The sequence below is a fragment of the Calothrix sp. 336/3 genome (assembly GCF_000734895.2).
GTDB lineage: Bacteria > Cyanobacteriota > Cyanobacteriia > Cyanobacteriales > Nostocaceae > 336-3.
Genome location: NZ_CP011382.1, coordinates 1,663,152 through 1,686,408, shown reverse-complemented (window position 1 = coordinate 1,686,408; position 23,257 = coordinate 1,663,152). Strand labels below are relative to the sequence as shown.

Annotated in this window: 14 protein-coding genes; 8 read left to right on the top strand and 6 right to left on the bottom strand. The window is 40.0% G+C overall.

Going from position 1 to position 23,257, the window contains the following annotated elements; translation table 11 throughout:
- Positions 1-89: 89 nt before the first annotated feature.
- The gene (gene mutS, locus IJ00_RS06720) at positions 90-2,690 is read right to left on the bottom strand and encodes a DNA mismatch repair protein MutS (RefSeq protein ID WP_035151247.1); all 2,601 of its coding nucleotides are present in this window, start codon (positions 2,688-2,690) and stop codon (positions 90-92) included.
- Between the two features lie 594 nt (positions 2,691-3,284).
- On the opposite strand from mutS, the gene IJ00_RS06715 reads away from it, so the two are divergent.
- The 6 genes from IJ00_RS06715 to IJ00_RS06690 all read left to right on the top strand — a co-directional run bounded on the left by IJ00_RS06715 (position 3,285) and on the right by IJ00_RS06690 (position 14,830).
- Positions 3,285-5,807: a calcium-binding protein gene (locus IJ00_RS06715; RefSeq protein WP_052754406.1), complete on the top strand. Its 2,523-nt coding sequence runs from the start codon at positions 3,285-3,287 to the stop codon at positions 5,805-5,807.
- A 643-nt stretch (positions 5,808-6,450) separates the two neighbouring features.
- Positions 6,451-7,182, top strand: coding sequence for a peptidylprolyl isomerase (locus tag IJ00_RS06710; protein ID WP_035151245.1), 732 nt, complete (start codon positions 6,451-6,453; stop codon positions 7,180-7,182).
- 44 nt (positions 7,183-7,226) lie between these two features.
- Positions 7,227-10,187: a peptidase domain-containing ABC transporter gene (locus tag IJ00_RS06705; RefSeq protein WP_035151242.1), complete on the top strand. Its 2,961-nt coding sequence runs from the start codon at positions 7,227-7,229 to the stop codon at positions 10,185-10,187.
- A 132-nt stretch (positions 10,188-10,319) separates the two neighbouring features.
- On the top strand, positions 10,320-11,882 hold the full coding sequence (locus IJ00_RS06700) for an HlyD family efflux transporter periplasmic adaptor subunit (RefSeq protein WP_035151240.1): 1,563 nt from the start codon (positions 10,320-10,322) through the stop codon (positions 11,880-11,882).
- A 298-nt stretch (positions 11,883-12,180) separates the two neighbouring features.
- Positions 12,181-12,774: a dCTP deaminase gene (dcd, locus tag IJ00_RS06695; RefSeq protein ID WP_035158561.1), complete on the top strand. Its 594-nt coding sequence runs from the start codon at positions 12,181-12,183 to the stop codon at positions 12,772-12,774.
- 805 nt (positions 12,775-13,579) lie between these two features.
- On the top strand, positions 13,580-14,830 hold the full coding sequence (locus tag IJ00_RS06690) for a lipopolysaccharide biosynthesis protein (RefSeq protein ID WP_035151238.1): 1,251 nt from the start codon (positions 13,580-13,582) through the stop codon (positions 14,828-14,830).
- 155 nt (positions 14,831-14,985) lie between these two features.
- On the opposite strand, the gene IJ00_RS06685 is transcribed toward IJ00_RS06690, so the two are convergent.
- Entirely contained in the window at positions 14,986-16,083 is a 1,098-nt protein-coding gene (locus IJ00_RS06685) for a hypothetical protein (protein WP_035151235.1), read from the bottom strand.
- Between the two features lie 861 nt (positions 16,084-16,944).
- Between IJ00_RS06685 and IJ00_RS06680 the strand changes: the two genes are divergently transcribed.
- Positions 16,945-18,660 (top strand): AarF/ABC1/UbiB kinase family protein, encoded by a 1,716-nt coding sequence (locus tag IJ00_RS06680; protein WP_035151232.1) that lies wholly within the window; start codon positions 16,945-16,947, stop codon positions 18,658-18,660.
- Positions 18,661-18,750: 90 nt separating this feature from the next.
- A complete protein-coding gene (locus IJ00_RS06675; protein ID WP_035151229.1) occupies positions 18,751-19,125 on the top strand; it encodes a hypothetical protein in 375 nt (124 codons plus the stop codon).
- Between the two features lie 88 nt (positions 19,126-19,213).
- On the opposite strand, the gene IJ00_RS06670 is transcribed toward IJ00_RS06675, so the two are convergent.
- Genes IJ00_RS06670 through IJ00_RS06655 form a run of 4 tightly spaced genes read right to left on the bottom strand, consistent with a single transcriptional unit; the run spans position 19,214 to position 23,123 of the window.
- A complete protein-coding gene (locus IJ00_RS06670) occupies positions 19,214-20,257 on the bottom strand; it encodes an Npun_R2821/Npun_R2822 family protein (RefSeq protein WP_035158560.1) in 1,044 nt (347 codons plus the stop codon).
- A 37-nt stretch (positions 20,258-20,294) separates the two neighbouring features.
- Positions 20,295-21,158, bottom strand: a complete 864-nt coding sequence (locus tag IJ00_RS06665) for an Npun_R2821/Npun_R2822 family protein (protein ID WP_035151227.1) — start codon at positions 21,156-21,158, stop codon at positions 20,295-20,297.
- A 7-nt stretch (positions 21,159-21,165) separates the two neighbouring features.
- A complete protein-coding gene (locus IJ00_RS06660; RefSeq protein ID WP_035151223.1) occupies positions 21,166-22,140 on the bottom strand; it encodes an Npun_R2821/Npun_R2822 family protein in 975 nt (324 codons plus the stop codon).
- 23 nt (positions 22,141-22,163) lie between these two features.
- On the bottom strand, positions 22,164-23,123 hold the full coding sequence (locus IJ00_RS06655; protein ID WP_035151221.1) for a glycosyltransferase family 10 domain-containing protein: 960 nt from the start codon (positions 23,121-23,123) through the stop codon (positions 22,164-22,166).
- Between the last annotated feature and the right edge of the window lie 134 nt (positions 23,124-23,257).

Here is a 23,257-nt window from a genome sequence, read left to right as displayed (position 1 = left end):
CGAATTACGAATTACGAATTACGAATTATTTTAATTTCCTATGGAACGTCTGTGGGGATATTCAGAAGGTAATTGAAAATCTCTGAGGTTTAAATTTCATCCACATTTAACCCATGACGTAAACCCACGGCAATTTTGCTGTGTTTCTCAATTTGTCCCATAACCTGTCTTGCTCTGTGAATTACCGAAGCGGGTAAACCAGCTAATCTACCAGCTTCGATACCGTAGGATTTATCTGCTCCACCAGGTTGTACTTGATGCAAAAAGATAATTTTATCGGGCATTTCTTTGACTGTGACTTGATAATTTGCTACATTTTCTAAGATTCCTGCTAACTCATTTAATTCATGGTAATGGGTGGCAAAAATCGTCCGAGATTTGATTTCTGTAGCCAAATATTCTGCAACTGCCCAAGCAATGGAAAGTCCATCAAAGGTTGCAGTTCCCCGTCCAATTTCGTCCAGCAGAACGAGGGATTTAGCGGTAGCATGATTGAGAATATTGGCTGTCTCATTCATTTCTACCATAAAGGTAGATTGCCCTGTCGCTAAATCATCCACTGCACCGACGCGGGTAAAAATGCGATCGCACACTGCCAAATTTGCATACTTTACGGGGACAAAGCTACCAATCTGCGCCATGAGCTGAATTAATCCCACCTGACGTAGGTAGCAACTTTTACCACTGGCGTTTGGTCCTGTGAGAATAATTAAGTCTGGCGATCGCCCCTTTGTCTCTTCTGCGGTTTCCTGCCACCCTAAATTTGTGGAATTGGGGACGAAAAATCCCGCAGGTAAAGATTGTTCAACTACCGGATGCCTACCATCTGTGATATTTATCGAGCGCCCCTCTACTATTTCTGGACGAATATACCCCTGATACACCGCCAATTCTGCCAAACCACACAGCACATCGACTGCTGCCACCGCACGGGAAATATTCCGAATTGTCTCCGCATGTTTACTGACTTCTTCCCGCAATGCCAGAAAAATTTCATACTCTAACTTATTCAAATCATCCCGCGCACTCAGGATTCTCGCTTCCCGTTCCTTTAACTCTGGGGTGATGTAGCGCTCCTCATTCGTCAGGGTTTGCTTACGGATATAATTTGTCGGCACTTGGTCAGCCTTAGCGCGGGAAATACTGATATAGTAACCAAAGGTCTTATTAAAACCTACCTTGAGTGTGGGAACACCTGTCCTAGAACGTTCATCAACTTCTAAATTTGCAATCCACCTTTGGTCTTCTTCTACTAAAATCCGTCGTTCATCCAGTTGAGGATTTATCCCAGAGCGAATTAAACCACCCTCCTTAATTAATATTGGTGGCGACTCGACAATATGGGCTTTAATTTTTGCCGCTAATTCTTCCATAAAGGGCGGCACTTTTTGCATAGCCTTGAGAAAAGGAGAATTCGCTTCTGCAACTAAATAGGCTAATTCTGGCAATTTTCCCAGGGAATCGGCTAAAGCTGCCAAATCTCGTGCGTTCGCTGTCCCTGAACCTGCCCTCCCTGTCAACCGTTCTAAATCGTAGATTTGCCGTAATAAATGCCGTAAATCGTGACGTAGGGGCGTATTTTCGACTAATTCCTGGATGGTATCCTGACGGGCACGAATACCTTTAATATCAAGTAGGGGTTGTAACAACCAGCGTCGTAATGCTCGACTACCCATGGAGGTACTAGTCCGATCCAGCGCCCAAAGTAGGGAACCATGAAAGCTGCCATCCCGCACAGTTTGGGTAATTTCCAGGTTACGCCGGGTCTGATGGTCTACAATCAAAAAGTCCGTGAGGGTATAGGTGCGTAGGGGTTGCAAAGGTATAGAACCAGACTTTTGCGTGTCTTCCAAGTATTCTAATAGACCTCCCGCAGCCCGGACAGCGAGGGGTAAATGCTCACAGCCCAAGCCTTCTAGGGAACGCAATTTAAATACTTGTAATAATTTTGACCTAGCCTCTCCTTGAGCAAAGGGAATCTGCGATCGCAAGCTGTAACAAAAATTGGGTGGTAAGCATTCCGGTAAATTCGGAGACTTTTCCCCCGGACGCAATAAACTCCCCAAATCCGGTGCATTGGTAGGAACTAACACCTCCGCAGGTTGCAGACGCATTAACTCCTGTTGCAAATGTTCCAAATTACTTTCCTGGGTGGTGACAAACTCCCCCGTAGAGATATCTGCATAGGCAAGTCCCCAATGTTCCCCCGCAATTACCACTGCTGCCAGGTAATTATTACGACTTGCTTTTAACATTCCATCCTCTAGCAGAGTTCCTGGGGTGAGAACACGAGTCACTTCCCGTCGTACCAATCTCCCCGCCGCTTCTGCTGCATCTTCCACCTGATCGCAAATAACTACCGCATAACCCTTTTCTACCAACAAAGTTGCATGACGTTCCCAGGAGTGGTGAGGAACCCCCGACATGGCAACTCTTCCCTGTTCTCCTGCTTGCTTACTAGTGAGAACTAATTCCAATTCCTCTGCTAAGATGACAGCATCCTGAAAGTAACATTCAAAAAAATCTCCAACGCGATACAACAGCACTGCATGGGGATACTTATCTTTGGTTTCCACATAGTGCTGATACATTTGACTCAACTTGCCGCGATCGACCGCACGATGATCAGCAATGAAACCATGGGGATTACTGCTTTTACTGGAGTTACTAGGGTCGTAGGATGCGGTCATAGATGCAACAGTATGAGACACAGAGATTTCCACAATATTTCATGATAACCTGTGGCAGCATTTTCTAAGCTTGACCTTTAGGTATTATTTAGGTTTTCAGTATTATCTTCTCAACTGAGGTCAAAAATACATCAAGCTAGAAGTTCATGAAGTCCACAATTTAATACTTCATAGCCTGTAATCGTGGCTAGAAATGGATTTTCAATGCAGGAAATATTATCCAGCAAATATTGAATACCTATTCTTGACTCTCAAAACAATGCCATAGTGCAAAACTTTTCCATGGCACTAAATAAAATAAATTGTTTTTTTCCGGAAATTCCTTCTTGAGGATTTTACATAGTTGTTATTAACGTATATTTTCCTGTGTTATGTATTATTCACTTCATCGACAACCATTTATCAGGCATTCTCTTCCCTTCTATATCTCCATTGAGTCGTACAAACCCTGAATCTTTATCAAATATTTCATATATCTTTATTCCTTTTCCGTGCTTGTCAAACTTATTTTGTTCAGTATTTTGACTATACTGCCCGGTATAAAATCACTTTTATATTAAGAGAATAAAAACAAAAGAATTTAGATAAAAATCAATGCTTAAACAAGAAAAATTAGCAACCAATAACGACACCAATACTCTCGGTGGTACTAACGGAGATGATGTTATCTTTGGTGGCACAACCAATGATGCCATTTATGGTGGTAATGGCAATGATGTACTTGTAGCTAACCAAGGTGATGATATTATCGCTGGTAATCAAGGTAACGACTCTTGGTTAGAGGGTGATAATGGTAACGACATCATCGAAGGTGGTGTTGGGGACGATAAGCTCTCTGGTGGAGACGGTAATGACTGGATGCATGGTGATGAAGGCGATCAATCCTGGGGACTAGATGCTAACGGCAACTACATCTATCGTGGAGCAATTGATTATACAGGAGCAGGTTTTGTCAGTGATGCAGACTCTACAAATGCTACTAATGACAGTTCAGAAACCAATAATGATTATTTAACAGGTGGCTCTGGAAATGACATTCTGATTGGTGGTAAAGGTAAAGATGCCATTGACGGGGGTATTGGAGATGACATCATCAATGGTGGTGAAGGTGATGACTACTGGTTAGCCGGTAAGGAAGGTAACGATACTATCAATGGTGATGCTGGGAATGATGTTCTTGAAGGTGGTGTTGGCAATGATACCCTGAATGGCGGTACCGGAAACGATAAGTTGATAGGTGACACTGGAAAAGATGTCCTACAAGCCGGTTTAGGAAATGACTACCTTGATGGTGGTGATGATAATGACTATCTTGATGGTGGTAGCGGTGATGATCATCTCAAAGGTAGCAGTGGCAACGATATCTTAATTGCTAGAGAAGGTAATGACATTCTCGAAGGTGAAGCAGGTAATGATTTGCTGGTTGGTGGTGAAGGTGATGACTACTGGATGAGTGGTGGCACTGGCAATGACGCGCTTTATGGTGAAAGTGGTAGCGATGTCATGGATGGTGGTGAAGGTGATGATGTCATGGATGGTGGTGAGGGTAATGATATCCTCCTTGCTGGAGAAGGCAATGACAAAATCAACGGTGCCCAAGGTGCAGATATTATCGATGGTGGTACTGGTGAAGATGTCATAACTGGTGGAGAAGGCGATGACAACATCCACGGGGGTGGAGATGCTGATACCCTTTGGGGCGATGCTGGTAATGATGCTCTTTATGGCGATGCGGGTAATGATACCGTTGGCGGTGGTGATGGTAACGACTACATCAACGGTGGAGATAATGAAGATATCTTAATGGGTGGTACTGGTGCCGATGTCATCGAAGGTGGCAGTGGTAACGACACAATAACCGGTGGTGAAGGTGATGACTATTGGTTAGCTGGTGGTGTCGGTGATGATCACATAGATGGGGAAGCCGGAAACGATGTCATTGATGGTGGTGATGGTAACGATATTTTAGTAGGAGGTAATGGCAATGATGTGATTATGGGGGGAACTGGTAGTGATGTTCTAATTGGTGAGGCTGGTGATGATTATTGGATGGATGGCGGCGAAGGGAATGATTTTGTCTACGGTGGTGCGGGTAATGATGTTGTCGCAGGTGGTGCCGGAAATGACTTAGTAACTGGGGATGATGGCAATGACATTGTTCTCGGCAATGAAGGTAATGACACTCTCTACGGTGGCGATGGTTTTGACATCATGGATGGTGGCGCAGGTGATGACATCATGGATGGTGGCGCAGGTAACGACATCCTGAACGGTGCTGAGGGTAACGACATCCTGAACGGTGCTGAGGGTAACGATATCCTTGATGGTGGTAGTGGTAACGATACCCTGATTGCAGGAACTGGCAATGACACCGTATTAGGTGGTGCAGATGATGACGCGCTCTATGGGGAAGAAGGTAACGATATTCTTGATGGTGGCAGTGGTAACGATACCCTGTATGGTGGTGCAGAGAACGATATTCTCAAAGGTGGCGCTGGTAACGATATCCTGAATGCTGGTATGGGTGACGACACCATCGAAGCTGGGGAGGGTGAAGATACTTTAATTGCTGGTGATGGTAAAGATGCTCTCTTTGGACAAGCTGGTGATGATAAAATCTACGGCGAACTTGGCAACGATTATCTAAATGGTGGGGATGGTAATGATTACCTCAATGGTGGTGAGGGTAATGACCAGTTACTAGGCAACATAGGAAATGACCAACTTGTTGGAGGTGCTGGTAACGATTACTTGCTAGGTGCAGATACCACCACTACTTTTGGTAAGGGTAGTGTTGACATCATGACGGGTGGTAGTGGTTCTGACTACTTTGTGTTGGGTGACAAAAAAGCCTTTTACAATGATGGTGATAACAATTCAGCGGGTTTACAAGATTATGCTTTAATCACCGATTTCAATGCTGTAGAAGACAAAATTCAGTTGGTAGGAAGTGCTGACAATTATGTTTTAGGTCAGGTTGCAGGTATGGAACAAGGTGTAGGTATTTTCTTGGATAGCAATGGGGATGGTCAATTTGACTCGAAAGATGAGTTAGTAGCTGTTATTGAGGGTTCTTCTGAGTTAAGCCTCAAAGATTCTTCCTTTGCATACGTCTAAGTGTTTTTTGGTAAGCTTAGGAACTATGGGAGGACTTGAGCAAAAGTATACGCTGTAGTGGGAATTCGTGAATTGCAATTACCTACAGCATCAGAGTTTCATCCGTTGTTTGTGTCAGTCCTAAATAGGAAGAAATCAGGCTGATTCTGTCTGAAAGTTACTTGATAAAGAAGTTCTCAGATGTGACCAGGAAATAGAATAGGAATGATGGAGAAGTGGTATGTCTATCCGATAACTATGCCGCTTCTCTATTTTATTGATTCCTAATGGAAAATATCAATATTAAAACAGTATTAGCCAAAAATCATACAAGAAAACAAACATTGATGGAGTAATAGGAAGAGACTGATTGCCGAGGGTAGCCGATTTTGGGGAAGGTTCCCGATAGGGCGGGTGGGGTATCTGTCGTAAACATTTTTTGAATCGGTTTTAGATAAATGCTGAGAAGGATTATTTCTATTTCCTATGATTGTATTTATAGATGTATTGAATTATCGTAATATTACTGATGGTCTGATGATTGATATTGAAAAAAATACGTATAGATAGGGTGGATTAGAAGTAGTTACTAGGTAATGATTAAGGGTGAAGTTACAATAGATTTTAGCTGTTTTATATTCTTCATTATGTAATTATTTAGGTAATGACTCACTCGATTCAAATTGGTAATCGTAGCGTGAATGCTACGGAAATTATTCCTTTGTTAATCAGGCATCAAATGTTGCCGCAGTTGCGACGCATCTTAATTATTGATGAAGCGATCGCTTCTATTGAAATCACTCCAGAAGAACAAGAGAATGTAATTAAGCAGTTTTTTCATCAGATGACAACACCTACAGCACGTTCTGCGGTGATGAAGCACTACGGGATGACAGAGGAAGAATTACCAGAAGTGGCGATTCGCGAGTTCAAATTAGAGAAATTTAAACAGCTAACTTTTGGTTCCAAGGTTGAATCGACTTTTTTAACTCAAAAATCTAAATTTGATAAAGTTATTTATTCTCTGATTCGGACAGAAAATGCCGAAATAGCTCAAGAACTTTACTATCGAATTAAAGCAGGGGAACAATCCTTTGCAGAATGTGCAAAAAGTTATTCAGCAGGGGTGGAAGCACAAACAGGAGGATTAATTGGACCAGTACCTTTGAGTCAACCCCATCCATTACTTGCTCAAAAACTCACATCTTCCCAACCAGGACAATTATGGCAACCAATGCGTTTAGAAAATTGGTTTATTATTCTCCGGTTAGAAAAGTTAATCCCTGCTCAGTTAGATGAGACGATGCGAAATCAACTTCAGAATCGCCTGTTTGAAACGTGGTTAACGCAGGAAATGGGTAAGGTACAAATAACAGTCCAAAATCTACAGAAATAGGAAGTTGATAATTCCGCAGCTATCACATCAAATATATTAATCCCATGACTGCCCATAATAGTACTGTTATAGATTTTCTTACAGGTATCCCACCATTTAACAGATTTGATTCTGTCTTAATTGAACGTATTGCTAGTAAGCTTCAACCTTTACGCTATCGTATGGGTCAAGCAATTGTGTCCCAAGAGTCCCTTCCTGCAAGAGTTGTAATTATTTACGAAGGACAAGCAAGATTACTTGTCAATTCTCCTGGTACAAATAGTCCAGATACTTTACAAATATTAAAACCGGGGGAAATTCTGGGATGGGTAAGTCTAATTCGTGGTGTTAGTTGTGAAACCGCGATCGCATCCTGTGAGACGCTATGTTTAACCCTTTCTGCTGAGGAGTTTTGGGAACTTCTGAAGAATGAACCTGTGGTTGGGGAGTTTTTTGATAATTGTTGCACGCTAATAGAAGTATTTAACTTGTTGGGAGCAGAACTGGAACGACAGGGTGAAAATTTAGAGCAACTTCAAGAATTTGCAATGACTGCGGTTAAATCTGCAAAGGTTCAGAACTTACCGAGAGGTAAAACTAAACTTTCCCAACTTGACCAAAATTTGTTGTGGTTGGTGAGTAGTGATGGTTCTAACTTTGATGTGGGTACTTGTTTAAATTCGGTAATGACCGATAATAACAGTTATATTGAAGCAAGTAAAAATATTCGTTTAATTGGCTTAAATTATTCTTCTCTTCCTTTATTTTTATCTCCTGCAATTCCTTCCTCTCTTCCCCTTGTTTCTATCTGGGATAATGCACCCTATGCACCGGAAAAACCAGAGATTATTCCTGCATATTCCCAAAATACAATTAAATATCCTTTTATATCTGGTCGTGGGAATGTAGATGCAACACTTGCTTGTTTACAAATGATTTGTGAGCATTTACAAGTTCCATCTCGTCGGGATGTTTTACGTAGAACTTTAGTGAATTCTATTGAACGCAACGGTGGTGCTTCTCTACAATTATGTGGTGCATTGGCAGAATTAACTGGATTATCGTCGCAACTTGTAAAAATTCCCACAGTCGCGATTTCTAAACTACCGACACCTGCATTAATTCCCTGGGAAGATAGTTATGCAATACTGTATCAAGCGACGGAAAAAGAATTGATTTTGGGTATTCCCGAACAAGGAATCAGACGGAAAAAAACCAAAGATTTTGCCGAGACTTGGGGAGAAGAAGCACAGGTTTTACTACTGCAAGCAACTAAGGAAACACCCAAACATCGCTTCGGTTTACATTGGTTTGTACCTGCACTTAAAAAACATTATTTTGCCCTAATTGAAGTTTTTCTGGCTTCTTTATTTGTGCAAGTTTTGGGTTTGGCAAATCCTGTGATTACCCAGTTAATTATTGATAAGGTGTTAGTACATAAAGGTGGGAATACTCTCAGCGTTTTAGGGGTTTTATTAATTGCGATCGCCATTACAGAAGCTGTGGTAACTTGGCTGCGTACTAATCTATTTGTGGATACAACTAACCGGATTGATTTGGCTTTAGGTTCGGAGGTTATTGACCATTTATTACGTTTACCATTGCGATATTTTGAGCGTCGTCCTGTGGGGGAACTTGCTTCTCGTATCAATGAATTGGAGAATATCCGCTCTTTTCTAACGGGGAAAGCTTTAACGGTTGTTTTAGATGCGATTTTCTCGTTTATCTATGTTGGGGTGATGCTATTTTATAGCTGGACTCTGACGTTAGTTGCTTTATCTACAGTTCCGCTTTTTGCTTTACTCACCTTTATTTTTGCTCCCATTATCCGCAAACAAACCCGTACCAAAGCTGAGAACAATAGTGAAACTCAATCCTATTTAGTTGAGGTTGTATCTGGGATTCAAACTGTTAAAGCTCAAAATATTGAATTGAATTCCCGTTATGAGTGGCAAAGACGTTATGGACGTTATATTAGTGCAAGTTTTCGTAATGTTTTAATTTCTAGTACTGCTAGTTCTATTAGTACTTTTTTAAATAAATTGTCGAGTTTATTATTACTTTGGGTTGGTGCTTATCTGGTTCTTCAAGACCAATTAACATTAGGACAATTAATCGCGTTTCGGATTATTGCAGGTTATACTACTAGTCCTTTACTACGGTTAATTCAACTTTGGCAAAACTTTCAAGAAACTGCCCTATCTCTAGAACGTCTGGGAGATATTCTTGATAGTCCCCAGGAAAGTGAAATTACTGGACGTGATAACATTACAATGCCAGAAGTTCAAGGTAAAATTCGCTATGAAAACCTCACTTTTCGCTTTGAAAAAAGTCCCACTCCCCAACTTGATAATGTTTGTGTAGAAATTTCTGCGGGTTCATTTGTAGGAGTTGTGGGACAAAGTGGTGCTGGGAAAAGTACTTTAACAAAACTCTTGCCACGTCTTTATGAACCTGATTCAGGCAGAATTTTTATCGATAATTACGATATTAGTAAAGTTGAATTGTATTCTTTGCGTCGTCAAATTGGCATGGTGTTACAAGATACCTTGTTATTTGATGGTACCGTTCGGGAAAATATCGCTCTCACCTTACCAGATGCAAGTTCTGAAGAAATCATCGAAGCGGCAAAAATAGCTTGCGCTCACGACTTTATTATGAGTTTACCCCAAGGTTACAACTCTCGTGTTGGACAGCGAGGTTCAGGACTATCGGGAGGACAAAGACAAAGAATTGCGATCGCTCGGACTATTTTACAAAACCCCCCATTACTAATTCTTGATGAAGCGACAAGTGCATTAGACTACGATACCGAACGTCAGGTTTGTTTAAATTTAGCCAGAGCGCTACAAGGAAAGACAGTTCTGTTTATTACCCACAGACTAGCGACAATTCAAAACGCTGACACCATTTTAATGATGAGTCAGGGTAGAGTCGCAGAGCAGGGAACCCATCAAGAATTAATGGCTTTAAAAGGTCTTTATTTTTGTTTGTATCAGCAGCAAAAAATGGGTGTCAATTCATGATGGATAAGAATATTTCAAAGTTTAAATTAAATTTAATCACGAATTATTCTGTTGCTTCCAAGTCATTTTTTATAAAAATATCGATAATTTCAATAAACATTCTTATAGTTAATAAACTATTTTGACACAAACATGAATATTAAGAAAAAGCATTCAAAAAACGACCAATATGGCAATAATTTAGATATTCAATCATCAAGAGAACTCGAAGATATTAACAAAATATCACAACCACAAACTAGAACCAATAAAAATCAACAATTCCAATTTGATCAGCCAGTAATTTTAACCCCATCCCGTAATTGGTCACGCGGTTTACTATGGGTATTGATGTGCGCGATCGCCGGAGCCGGAATTTGGGCTAATTTTGCCAAAATTGAAGAAGCAATTTCTGCCCAGGGAAAGCTTGAACCCACAGGTAATGTGAAAGAAGTACAAGCTCCAGTGGGTGGGGTTGTGAAGGAAGTATTGGTTAAGGATGGACAAAAAGTTAAAGCAGGGGAAAAGCTCTTAAGTCTTGACCCAACTACAGTGCGATCGCAACTTGCTTCTCTACAAAAAATTCGTGCTTCTTTAGTTCAAGAAAAGCAATTTTATAAATCTCAAACCCAAATTTCCAAAAGCTTATTAAATCGCTCATTACCAGGTATCTCTAACGAAATTTTAGATTTGTCTAAAAGTCGAGCAGCATTAGTAGCAGAAAACGAATTATATCGAGTGCAATTAGGGGGAACATCATTAAGTCAACTTTCCCTAGAACAAAAGGAGCGTTTGCTATCACAACAAAGAGAATTAAATGCACGTTTAAGTACAGAAAAACTAGAGATTGAGCAATCAAAACGACAGATTAATCAAATTGAGATTCGCATTGATACCATCAAGCAATCTTTAATGATGAATCAAGGTATTTCTAATAATTTAAAGCCATTAATGGAAGCAGGAGCTATATCAAAAATTCAATATTTTAAGCAAGAACAGGAAGTCAAAGACTTGCAAAGTCAGATTCAACAATTAAGCGAAGAAAAAGAACGATTAAAATCCGCGATCGCGCAAACAGGAGCGAAGCTAGAAACAACAATTGCCACTTCACGGAATGAACTTCTAGAGAAAATTGCCCGCAACAATAAACAAATTGCTGAAATAGATTCTCAGTTCACCAAAGCAATTATTGAAAATAGTAAACGTATCGCTGAAATTGATAATCAAATTAACCAAGTACAAACTAATATTAAATACGAGGAAATTAAAGCTCCCAGTAATGGCACAATTTTTGAACTCAAACCCCACACACCAGGTTTTGTCGTCACATCTAGTGAACCGATTCTGAAAGTAGTTCCAGATGATGCATTAATCGCAAAGGTTTATATTACTAACAAAGATATTGGCTTTATCAAAGAAGGAATGGATGTTGATGTGCGTATTGACTCTTTCCCCTATAGTGAATTTGGCGATATCAAAGGTAAATTAATTTGGATTGGTTCCGATGTTTTGCCACCAGACCAAATCTACCCCTATTACAGATTCCCAGCCAAAATACATCTTGTCAAACAAGCAATTTCAGTTAACGGTCGCGATATTTCCTTACAATCAGGAATGTCTGTGAGTGTAAATCTTAAATTGAGAGAACGTACTGTAATGAGCATCTTTACAGATGTATTTAGCCAGAGTTGGGAAAGTTTTAAGTCTTTGCGATAATTATTGTGAGTCGGTTAATGTATAAAATTACTATTTTTTGTCAGAGTATTTACTGTAAATTGTGATAACTGGCTTGTTTAAACTTGCAGTCTCAAAGCTGGTATCTACGGAACACTGCAAAACCGATGACTCATAAGCTGTTTTTGTCTAGTGGTATATTAATTGCTCTTTTTTCCCTAACCGGTTGCCTCAAACTAAACTTATATGACTTTTTAGTTACTATCTGAGGTATGCTGAAAGGTTGGTTTATTTATATTGCTGACTTTTTGTGATTAAAAATGATATCTGGATTGGAGAAATGGCGGCAAAAGGGATGATTTATCCTTTTGAGCCAAGTTTAATCCGAGAAATAAACACTGACCCTGCGACTTCTCTCAAGGATAACGTAAGTCCACAACTACGTCGCGTTATCAGCTACGGTTTATCTTCCTACGGTTATGATATTCGCCTATCTCCCGTGGAATTTCGCATTTTTCGGCACGTTCCCGGAACTGTAATTGATCCCAAAAACTTCAACCCCCAAAATCTGGAACCCACAGAGTTACATACTGATGCGAATGGTGACTATTTTATCTTGCCTGCCCATTCCTATGGCTTAGGTGTCGCCCTAGAAAAGTTGTCAGTTCCGGAAAATATTACAGTGATTTGTATAGGTAAATCTACATATGCGCGCTGCGGAATAATAGCAAATTTGACACCTGCTGAAGCTGCATGGCGAGGTCATTTGACCTTAGAATTTTCCAATTCTTCCAGTGCTGATTGTCGTATCTACGCCCGCGAAGGAGTTGTGCAGCTATTATTCCTAGAGGGAGAACCTTGTGCTATTAGCTATGAAACTAGGCAGGGTAAATATCAGGATCAGGCAGAGAATGTGACTTTAGCAAAAGTTTAGTTTGAACTCATTCACAAAGCTAAATTGCAGATGGGGAAAAGGGGAAAGCTGTTTTAAACGCTCGTCGTGATAACTGGAAGGAAATAGGATAAATTTAATACAATAATCTGGAAAATAAGAGTGAAATAACTGATACTATTTCAGACATAGTGCCACGGTATGAAGTCAAGATGAAGCTTGTGGGTATAGATAGAAATCGCGTTTCTCGTTGAGAAGATAATTTTTGATACTCCACCCTTGATGCAGAAGGACTATGTCAAGTATCCATTCCCAGGAAAATCCTCTAGCCCAGCATCAAAATCTAGTTTTCCCTCCTTCCCCTTTCACCCTTTTCCCTGCACCAATTTTCAAGTTATTGTGAAGGGTTATTGAAGTTCAAAGCAGGCATTTCATTTTTACCGTAAATCTACTAACATCAATCAAAGTGGAAGTTTTCTCCTCATAGGTTTTACTGGGGAGAAAAAGTCATGATGGAGGGAGCGTGGAACTCTGTAGACTGGCAACGGTCGTGGGAAATGTCACATATCCTACATTGACTATAAGGTTAACTTTCAAAGCTCGTATCAGATGGTTTGTAGATAGATATATGTAAAATCACTAGCAAGGATTTACATCAATATCACAATTATCTACTCCGTAGACTGATTGCTAGGGAAAATGTTTTAATCCTTAACTTTTAACCCTTTACTATTCCCAGCCCTCAGCTAACATCTATTTTTACATTAGGTCTAATCTGCTACCGAGAAAGAAATTAAAAAACAAATGACATGAAGTTCCCTTTCTTGCGAGTCTTTAACCCAACAACATGGTAATCAATAAACTCAAGCATCTATCATCCGACCGTTTTCTACGTAATGTAGGATGGTTGGGAGTTGCAGAAATAGTTAACCGGATATTTCGTCTCGCAACAACTGTCACCCTAGCTCGTTTTCTCAACGCCTACGATTATGGTGTGATCTCCATTATTTATACTATTTTTGATATTGGTAATGTTTTAACCATTCGTGCGGGAATTGGCGCAAAAATCATTCATGCGGAAGAAAAAGACTTAAAAGTAGTTTGTGATACCTCCTATTGGCTGAATTGGATATTAGGCATTTCCTTATTTATTTTTCAGTGTTTAGTTGCCTATCCCCTGGCATTTTTTTATAAAAATAATGGTTTAATTTTGCCAATTTGTGCTGTGGGCTTAATTTATCTGATGATGCCCATTTATACGGTGCAATCGACATTAATTGAAAGGGAAAATAGCTTAAAAATTACAGCGATCGCCAACGCGGTACAATCAATCGTCACTAACTTAATGACTGTGATTTTAGCTTGGCGGGGGTTTGGTGTATGGGCTGTTGTCCTCTCAATGATATGCAGTTATATTCCTTGGGTAGTAATTATTTTACTCAATCACTCCTGGCGACCACCAAATCGATTTACCCTGGATAATTGGCAGCAAATTGCGTCTTTTGGCAGTAAATTATTAGGTGTTGACCTATTGAGCCGGGTAAGAATGTACCTCGACTACATGATTATCGGACCATTTTTAGGTTTGGAAGCATTGGGGATGTATTTCTTTGCCTTCAATGCAGGTTTAGGAATTAGCCAAAGTGTAATCAATGCTTTCACCTCTGCCTTGTTTCCCCATCTTTGTGCGGCTCGCAATGATAAAAAAGAACTGCAAACACAGTTTTTCCGGAGTCTGAAAACTATTGGTTTGATTGTTGTGCCCTTGGTGGCATTACAAATTACCTTAGCTCCCTTCTATGTACCTATCGTGTTTGGACAAAAATGGGTACCAGGAATTCCCATATTAATCTTAATTTGCCTGTCTGCAATTCCCCTGTCTTTGTCGCGGGCAACGTCTCAATTACTCCAAGCAGTAGATAAAACCCAAGTCGATTTGTATTGGAACCTAATATTTACAGTATTTTTTGCTGCTTCTTTGTTAGTTGCCGTTCAGGGAGGAATTTTGTGGGTGGCGATCGCTGTACTCTTTACCCAACTCATCGCCATGCCCATTTTTGGTATCTGGGTAATTCGTCAAGTCTTTGGAAAAAGATAAGCCAAGTACAAATTTTATCTACCAAACGCTGGCTTTCCAACCCTTAGCTATACATCAAAGGATAGGCTGGTAAATAAATCCTCTTATACTCCTTGACTCATTACTCATTACTCCCTGAACCCTATCCAGCAATTTTGGCTTAGTTGAGTATTTAGCTAACTCAAGGCTGGAGCAAGGGGAGCGCGTCTTGTTCCACCTCCACCGATATTATCTGGACTATTATTCTCGATAATATTTAAGGCTTGGAAGAGTTTCATATAGTCGTCGTAAAAATCGCCACTTGCCCCCTCCATGTCATAACCATACTTAGTGCGAAATTCTTCAAGCACACCTGCCTCCGCAGCGATGTAATGGGCATCCCAGGCAGAATCATCTACTATATATGCTCCGTAATCTTGCAGCGCATGGAATAACTTTTTACCTACGGGAGTTTGTAATTTCAGACTCTCTGGGGTGATGTATGGTGGGATTGCTAAGAGGGTTCCTTGAACTAAAGCCGGATTTTGACCATGATATTTCTCTGCTGCGTAACTATCTGCCCGATCTGCGGGCCAACGATAACCCGGACGAGCTTGGGAGTAATGTAGGTATTTTTCTCCCCAAACTAAGACTTTCAGTGCATGATGAATGGGTTCGGAACTGGTAAGTTCTCCTTTGCGAATCGAACCACCGATCGCCGATAAACCAGAACCAAAATGGGAACCCCCAATCCCATCACCATAGATATCTAAATCTTTTTCGTAGCGCCAACCATAAATATTACCACCGGGTTGACACCGAGCCAGGGGTTCGAGTTGAACTAGGGTTTTACCGTCCGGCAGGAGAAAGGCAGAGGCATTATTTGGGGTCGAGTAGGGGTTTGTGGTGGCATCGGCAACAATTAAATTGTCGGGTACGGGAAGGGATATGCCCATAGATTTAGTGCCAGTACAGCGCCCCTCTCCCCAACTTCCTGGTGCATAGACGGGACGTTGGGGATCGTTGCCTTGGAGTTTGTAAAAATATTCTTGGTCTACTAAACCGTACTGAGCTTTGCCGATATTGGCAGGCATATATTTAGCTTGGGAACCGATGGGTAGATTCCAAGGTGATGTGGGGGCAAAGGGATGGAGAAAGGGGTCTCTGGTTTGGGTATTTCCTGGACTGTGGGGAAAGATGAAGGTAAGCAGGAAAACACAGATAAATAGGGAAATTATGGTTACGGTTGAAGCCCATCGCCCATTTTTCTGATTGAAGAAAGGCAAAAATTTCATGACACCTCTTAATGATTAACTACAATCAGGTGATGCGACCCTTTTGTCCTCTTCAGAACATTCTCAATCACGCATACTATTTGTAAATTTCATGTCTTTGGAGACCAATTTTTCCAAATTCCTATCCCACAATTTTTAATTCCTTCATTCCCTAATTGTGGACAACGTTGTTACAGTTAACACTTTGGACTATGTAATAAATAGGAGATAAATCTGTTTCGCCAATATTACATCCATATTTTGCCCTGGAAGATAACAAATTTAAACAAAAATTAATATTTAATAATTGACAAAAATAACATTAGTTGCTGCCAAATCAAGATATGCTAAGGCTATGATTCCTAAGTAATTCAACAATTAGCAAGTCTACCTGAGTGATAAATGGTGAAGGGGGGAAAACTTTTTCTTCTGATGGGTATTTAGAACCTTACCCAGATAAACTTGATCCCTAACTATCCCATTTGTGTATTTTGGTAAATAGTTAAGACTTGTAAATTACAGTATTTTAAATTTGCGTAATATCTTTGACTTAAAAGTGTTTATTTACACTTTCCAAGAATGCCACATTACACAAAAATAAATTTTTACCTAGGGAAAGAGACTATTCTGAGACATCCTTAAATTGGCTAAAATTAATACAGGGTGTTTTGGCAATGGCAACTATAAATAGTTCACGGGTGGTGTCATAAGTATTTATACTTTTGTGTAGTAATATAAAATAAAAGATAAAAGGTAACTTTTAGTAAAGTTTAGCTAAATTACACAAAGTTAAAAGAAAAAGACAAAGGGTTATTTGTTGAACAGGAATGGTGCTGTGTATTTGTCAAGCATGAATGTGAATTAGGAGAGGTTAATAAGGGAGTGGGTTCGCAAACTCTGACAACAAACAATCGCCGTTACGATCCCCAAGAGATCGCACGCTATTATGGTTATCGTCCTTGGTTAGCATGGGGACGAGCAATTAAGATTATTGGGTCATTCGTAGTATTTTTACTTGCCCTGAAATGGGACGAATGGTTTTCTTTAGAAGAGCAGAACAAATATAAACGGGCAACCCAACTACGGCAACTATTGACCAATTTGGGACCGACATTTATTAAAGTTGGTCAAGCATTATCAACTCGTCCAGACTTGGTACGCAAGGATTTTCTGGAAGAACTGATCAAATTACAAGACCAGTTGCCAGCGTTTGACAATGCGATCGCCTACAAAATTATCGAAACAGACCTCGGTCGTCCTGTAAAAGATATCTATAGTGAGCTATCACCGGAACCTGTAGCAGCAGCCAGTTTAGGGCAAGTATATCGCGGTCGTTTGTATACAGGGGAAGAAGTTGCTGTGAAAGTGCAGCGTCCTCACCTGCGTCCGGTACTAACTTTAGACCTATACTTAATGCGTTGGGCAGCTACTTGGTTAAGTCCATGGTTGCCGCTAAATCTCGGTCATGACTTGACCTTGATTGTGGATGAGTTTGGCAGCAAATTATTTGAAGAAATAGATTATCTCAATGAAGGACGGAACGCGGAAAAGTTTGCCACCAACTTCCGTGATGACCCCCGTGTGAAAGTCCCAGCCATTTATTGGCGCTATACTTCCCAACAGGTATTAACCCTAGAATGGTTAAATGGATTTAAGCTGAATGATACTAAGAGTATCCGTGCCGCAGGTTTAGACCCAGAAGAAATTATCAAAATCGGTGTGACATCCGGTTTACAGCAGCTCCTAGAGCATGGTTTCTTCCATGCAGATCCCCACCCCGGTAACTTATTTGCCATGCCCGATGGTCGTATGGGTTACATTGACTTTGGGATGATGGATCAATTAGATGAAAGAACTAAAGAAACCTTAGTAGATGCAGTGGTGCATCTGGTGAATAAAGACTATATCGATTTAGCCCAAGATTATGTGAATTTGGGTTTCTTGACACCAGATACCGACATTCGTCCCATTGTACCTGCCCTAGAAATGGTTTTAGGTAACGCTTTGGAACAAAATGTTGGGGATTTTAACTTTAAAAGCATCACCGACCAATTTTCCGAATTAGTATACGATTACCCCTTCCGAGTTCCCGCCAAATTTGCGGTAATTATTCGCTCCTTAGTCACCCAAGAGGGGATTGCTCTGAGTCTCAACCGCAATTTTAAAATCGTCGAAGTTGCCTACCCCTACGTTGCCAAGCGATTATTAACGGGAGAGTCACCCCAAATCCGTCGTCGATTGTTGGATGTGTTATTTAAAGACGGTAAATTTCAATGGGAACGTTTGGAAAATTTGATTGCGATCGCCCGCACAGATGGTAATTTTGATGTATTGCCTACAGCCAAGCTAGGGTTACAGTACCTCCTATCCGATGAGGGTAAATACCTCAGAAGACAGTTAGTACTTGCCTTAACAGAGGACGATCGCCTACACACCACAGAGGTACAACGTTTGTGGAACCTAGTTAAAGACGACTTACAACCGAACCGTCTATTTGATGTGGCGATCGGTGTTTTAACCGAGTTGTCTAGGGAAGGTGTAGCCGCAATTTTGCCCTCTGTGACTGCTCTCACTACCTTTGGTGACAAGCAAACATAAATAGCTAGTAAAAACCGTAATCATTCATCATTTTGTCAATAATCCCCGATTTCCTCACCAGAAGTCGGGGATATTCAACCAGGAGACTTCATGTACTATTTCCCATCCCAACCCCCTTACCTGCTCATATTTATTGGCTTATTTATGGCTGTTACCTCTGGTGCAGCTCTCTCAGGGACCTTAAAAACGATTGTGATCAAATGGCGTAAAGAAGGGGGAGCAAATTCTGGCTCTCGTTTATCTAGCCAACAGCTATTATTCCCATTTCTTGGCATCACCCTTGGGGTGAATTTGTTCCTTTGTTCTGGTTTAGCTGTTTTTGGGTTTCCCAATTTTCTCGCTTGTGCAGTTGGTATTCCCCTGAGTTTATTAACCTGTGCATTAGTCTGGTTTCAGTTAGGAAGTATGCTCACCTATGCGGGAGCCAGAGGAATGCAATCCCTTGATTTAGACTCTATGAGTTAAGTAAATCAGTTATCAATAAAAATATACCCGACTGTTAAAAATAAAGTACTTTTTGATAGTCGGGTATAAATATTTGTGATTATAAAATTTATTTTTTCTCTGCAATTCTATCTTTAAAATTGCGATAATTGAGTTTCAAATTACCAACTTTCTGCCGAAAGAAGCGATGGGTTGATTCTTGCCACTGGTCAAATACGGTGGGACGAGTCAAAGTTTGTGGTTTTAATTCCGGTGATTTGAGAAAGCGGTAATGCAAGAAAACATCTCGATAGGCAATATCCACATCTTCACCAGCAGAAAGTTTCGTAAATGCGTATGCACCTACACTCATATAGTGGATATAGGTCAATCTTCTGCCTTGGTCATAAAGTATTTGGTCGATAACTTCAAAATTAGAAGACCAATGACTACCGGGAGTTGCTTCTGGTTGCTCATAGGCAAAATTATAGTACTTAATTTGACTGCACAGCACCAAGTAATTAAATAACGATTGGTCAGGACCTCCTAATGCCATCACATCAGCTTCACCTGCATTAAGCTTTTCTAAAATAGTTGCTAACCAATCTCGGCTAAAAACTTGTTTTTTTGTCCCAAACCAACCAGCACAAAATAGTTGAGATTGAATATCTTGCTGGGGAAAAGTTTGTTTTAAAAGTTCTGTTTTGCCATCAAAAATATATTTGATATCCGATTTATATTGAAAATCATTCGTTACCCAATCATAGTTATTTAATTTTTCAAAAATATAATCTACCTCACCCATTAACAAGGTATCAGCATCGAAGTAGATAAAGTTATCAAATTGACCATCTAATGCACAAAGTTTGCGATGCATAGGTACGCGGTATAATTCCGGAAAACCCCACACTCGCCAAGTCTTTTGCGCCCTGGGATAATTTTTCCACACCTGAGCCGCAAAATTATCCCAATAAGTTAAAGATTCACTATCTGTAAAGAGGCTGACATTTGGTCTTTGGGAAATTTCGGCTTTAACTTTATCTAAACGCTGATCATAGGGGATAATACAAATAGGAATTGACCTACCTGCATTGACTTCGATGCTATTGAGTAAAGCGACTAGTTGGTCATAGACAATATCATTGGCAAGGGTGTAAATACCATTTATTGTCATGGTTTTATCTCCTGTAAATTGGGTAAAAATGCAGATTTTAGCGACGTAGTAGTAATTTTTTCCATAAAGTTGGTTTACCTTCATGGAGATAGCGATAGTGTTGCCACAATTTCCAGTACGCACCACCTTTGAGGGGAGTACCTGCCCAATGGAGATATTTTAAACGGCGATCGCTATCATAAAGAATGTAGTCTTTCTCTTGAAAATGGGAAGAACCTCCCCAACTACCAATATCCTGTCCCGGAAGTTTGACTAAATTGCATCTTCTGGCAAATGATTTCAGCACCAAGTAATTTAAAATCGGTTGGTCTGTAACTCCAGAGGTAAAATCAAAATATTCTCTGTGGGTAGCGCATTCTCTGAGGATTTCTTCCATCTTTTCCATGGAAATAATTCCCTTACGAGATGCCCAAAAACCACTATTAAATACATCTGCTAGTTGCTCTGTAGTGAAGATATTTTCTTCTGCTACCAAGGGAGAAAACACATTGCGTAACCCTTCACTCTTGTAGTGGAAATCACAGCAGAGAAAATCAAATTGTGAGAGTAAATTTAAGTTCTCAGCAATTTTTTCAAAAACGATAATATCCGTATCAATATAGAGAAACTCATCCAGGGGACCAAACCAAACAGCTAACTTTCGCATTTTGTTTGGTAAAGCGAGAAAATCCGGTGGAAATATTTCTGCAATTTTCTGAGTAAATTGGTTAAGTAAGTTTAAATCGGGAAAGATTTTGACATTATGAACATTACAAATAATATCCGCTAATTGCTGATATTCCTCATTGAAAGGAATCATATAAATTAGCACTTCTGGGTCATAAAGACGGATACTATTGAGGAGAGCAACAGCATTTTCTAAAACTCGGTCGTTGGCAACAATATAAATTCCCCGTGTCATAATTTATTTATCCTTTCATGAGTACTTTGATTTTTTGCATTGCTCTTTGCCAACGATTAGGTAAAGGAGCATCATAGGGTTTGGGTGGTGTGGTAAATACGGGACGTTTTTCTGGTTCGTGTAGATAACGATAATGTAAGAATAAATCCCGATAGGGAAACTCAATATTTTCCCCACGACAAACGGCTTGATTGATATTGGGAGGTACACCGATATAGTGTAAATAGGTGAGACGATTACCCTTATCAAAAAGGATGTTATCTCGCTCGACAAAATGTTTAGAAGTCACGCTACACCCTGTCCGCATATTTTCTGGCAAGTGATGGGCGAAATTATAAATTTCGGTTCCCAGTCGCATGAACATGTAGTTTACAACTGGCTGATCACCTGTAGAATAGAGAATTTCTCTTTCACCTGCCCTTAAATAACTGACTAATTCTTGAATTTTTTCCGGGGGAAATAGTCCTTTTTTCGATGCATAAAAGCCAGAGCAAAATATTTGTTTACTGATTAATTCCGAGGGGAAAACAGAAAATAATTTCTCGGAATTAACGTTATAAACCTTATCTGGATATAAATGCTGAAAATCATAGACGACACAATCATATTCGTCTAATTTGGCAAAGACATCCGCGAGGGAATTCATCACTAAGGTATCTGCATCGAGATAGATAAACCTATCAAAGGGACCATCGAATGCACAAAATCTGCGGTGTCCACCATAGATGCGATATTTCTCACGATTTAAACTTGCGGGACTTGCTTCCACCATGAATTCATCCCAGCGTTGAATTGATGCTTGATCATCAAAAATCTGCACATTGGGGCGGTTAGCAATTTCGGCACGAATTAAGTCTAGTTTCTCGTCAAAGGGGTAGATACAAACAGGTATATCTTTTCCCAAAATTGCATCAATACTGTTAAGAAGGGCAACTAATTGGTCATAGACATAATCATTGCCAAGGGTACAAATACCATCCATAAATTTAGTCAAGGTGGGGTAAATTAAGAAAATTGGGAAGTATATTTATCTAGCCAATTGAGGAGATTTAATTCATGTAAGATAATTTGTCTAGCTTCGGCGATCGCGGACTTGGCAGCATACCAAGCATCGGGGGTTGAGGTAACTTCTTGAATGTAGGCAATCCCTTTTTCATCTAAACTTGGCAAACGCAAAAAACTGCCGGAAGGTAATAATTTATCTGCCGCAGAGCCACCATAATAAATTGGTAAACACCAAGCGAGGAGAGAGTCCCAAAGCTTTTCACTCACATACCAATTATTATCAGCATAATTTTCAATTGCCAGATTGTAATAATAGGGAGCCATTCCATACCATTTATTACTTAATTCTCCGGTTTTTTGTGCCCAATTGGGTAAACCACGTCCATATAAATCAAATTTCATCCCCGTAGATTGTAGGGATTGTAAAAAGTCTAAACGTTGACGATGATTTGCAGTTCTACTAATCCCTGATGTAATCCAAGAACAAGGAGCATTTTTTTCGGGTGCTGGCATCTCGTCCAAATCACGAAATGTATTTGAATGATACCAAATAGCAGGCATATAATCGGGAGTTGGTGCTAAATCATCGGGACCTGATATATAACCACAATAATTTTGAGCTTGTTGATAATTATATTGATTAATTCCCACAATTTCTTCTAGGGGGGGTTCTCTTAAGAGATAAATAATTCGTTCTTTGGGGACATTTTTAAACCGACTTTTTATATCTACTTCAGGTGGTTGGTTGCGATTTTTGAGTTTTTCTAAAAAGGATTTGGGTGGTGTGGGTTGGGGAAAATCAAATTGATACATTAACAGAAAATCTGGTTTTTCTGCCAATGCTTGTATGCGGATATTTTTCCAGGTTCCGAATGCATGGGGTGTTTGTTGCCACAGCCAATCGGCTCGCTTATCGAGTCCACTGTAGCTGCTAATCATACCAATATTTTTTAGAGTCATATAATTGATTTGTGAGTATTTGAAATTGTGATAATAATTGCTAGTAGATGATGAAAAATGAGATAAATTAACTGTTTTTGCCGGAATAATTAATGATTTTGAGACAATAAAGCATGAGATGAATCAGGTTTTAT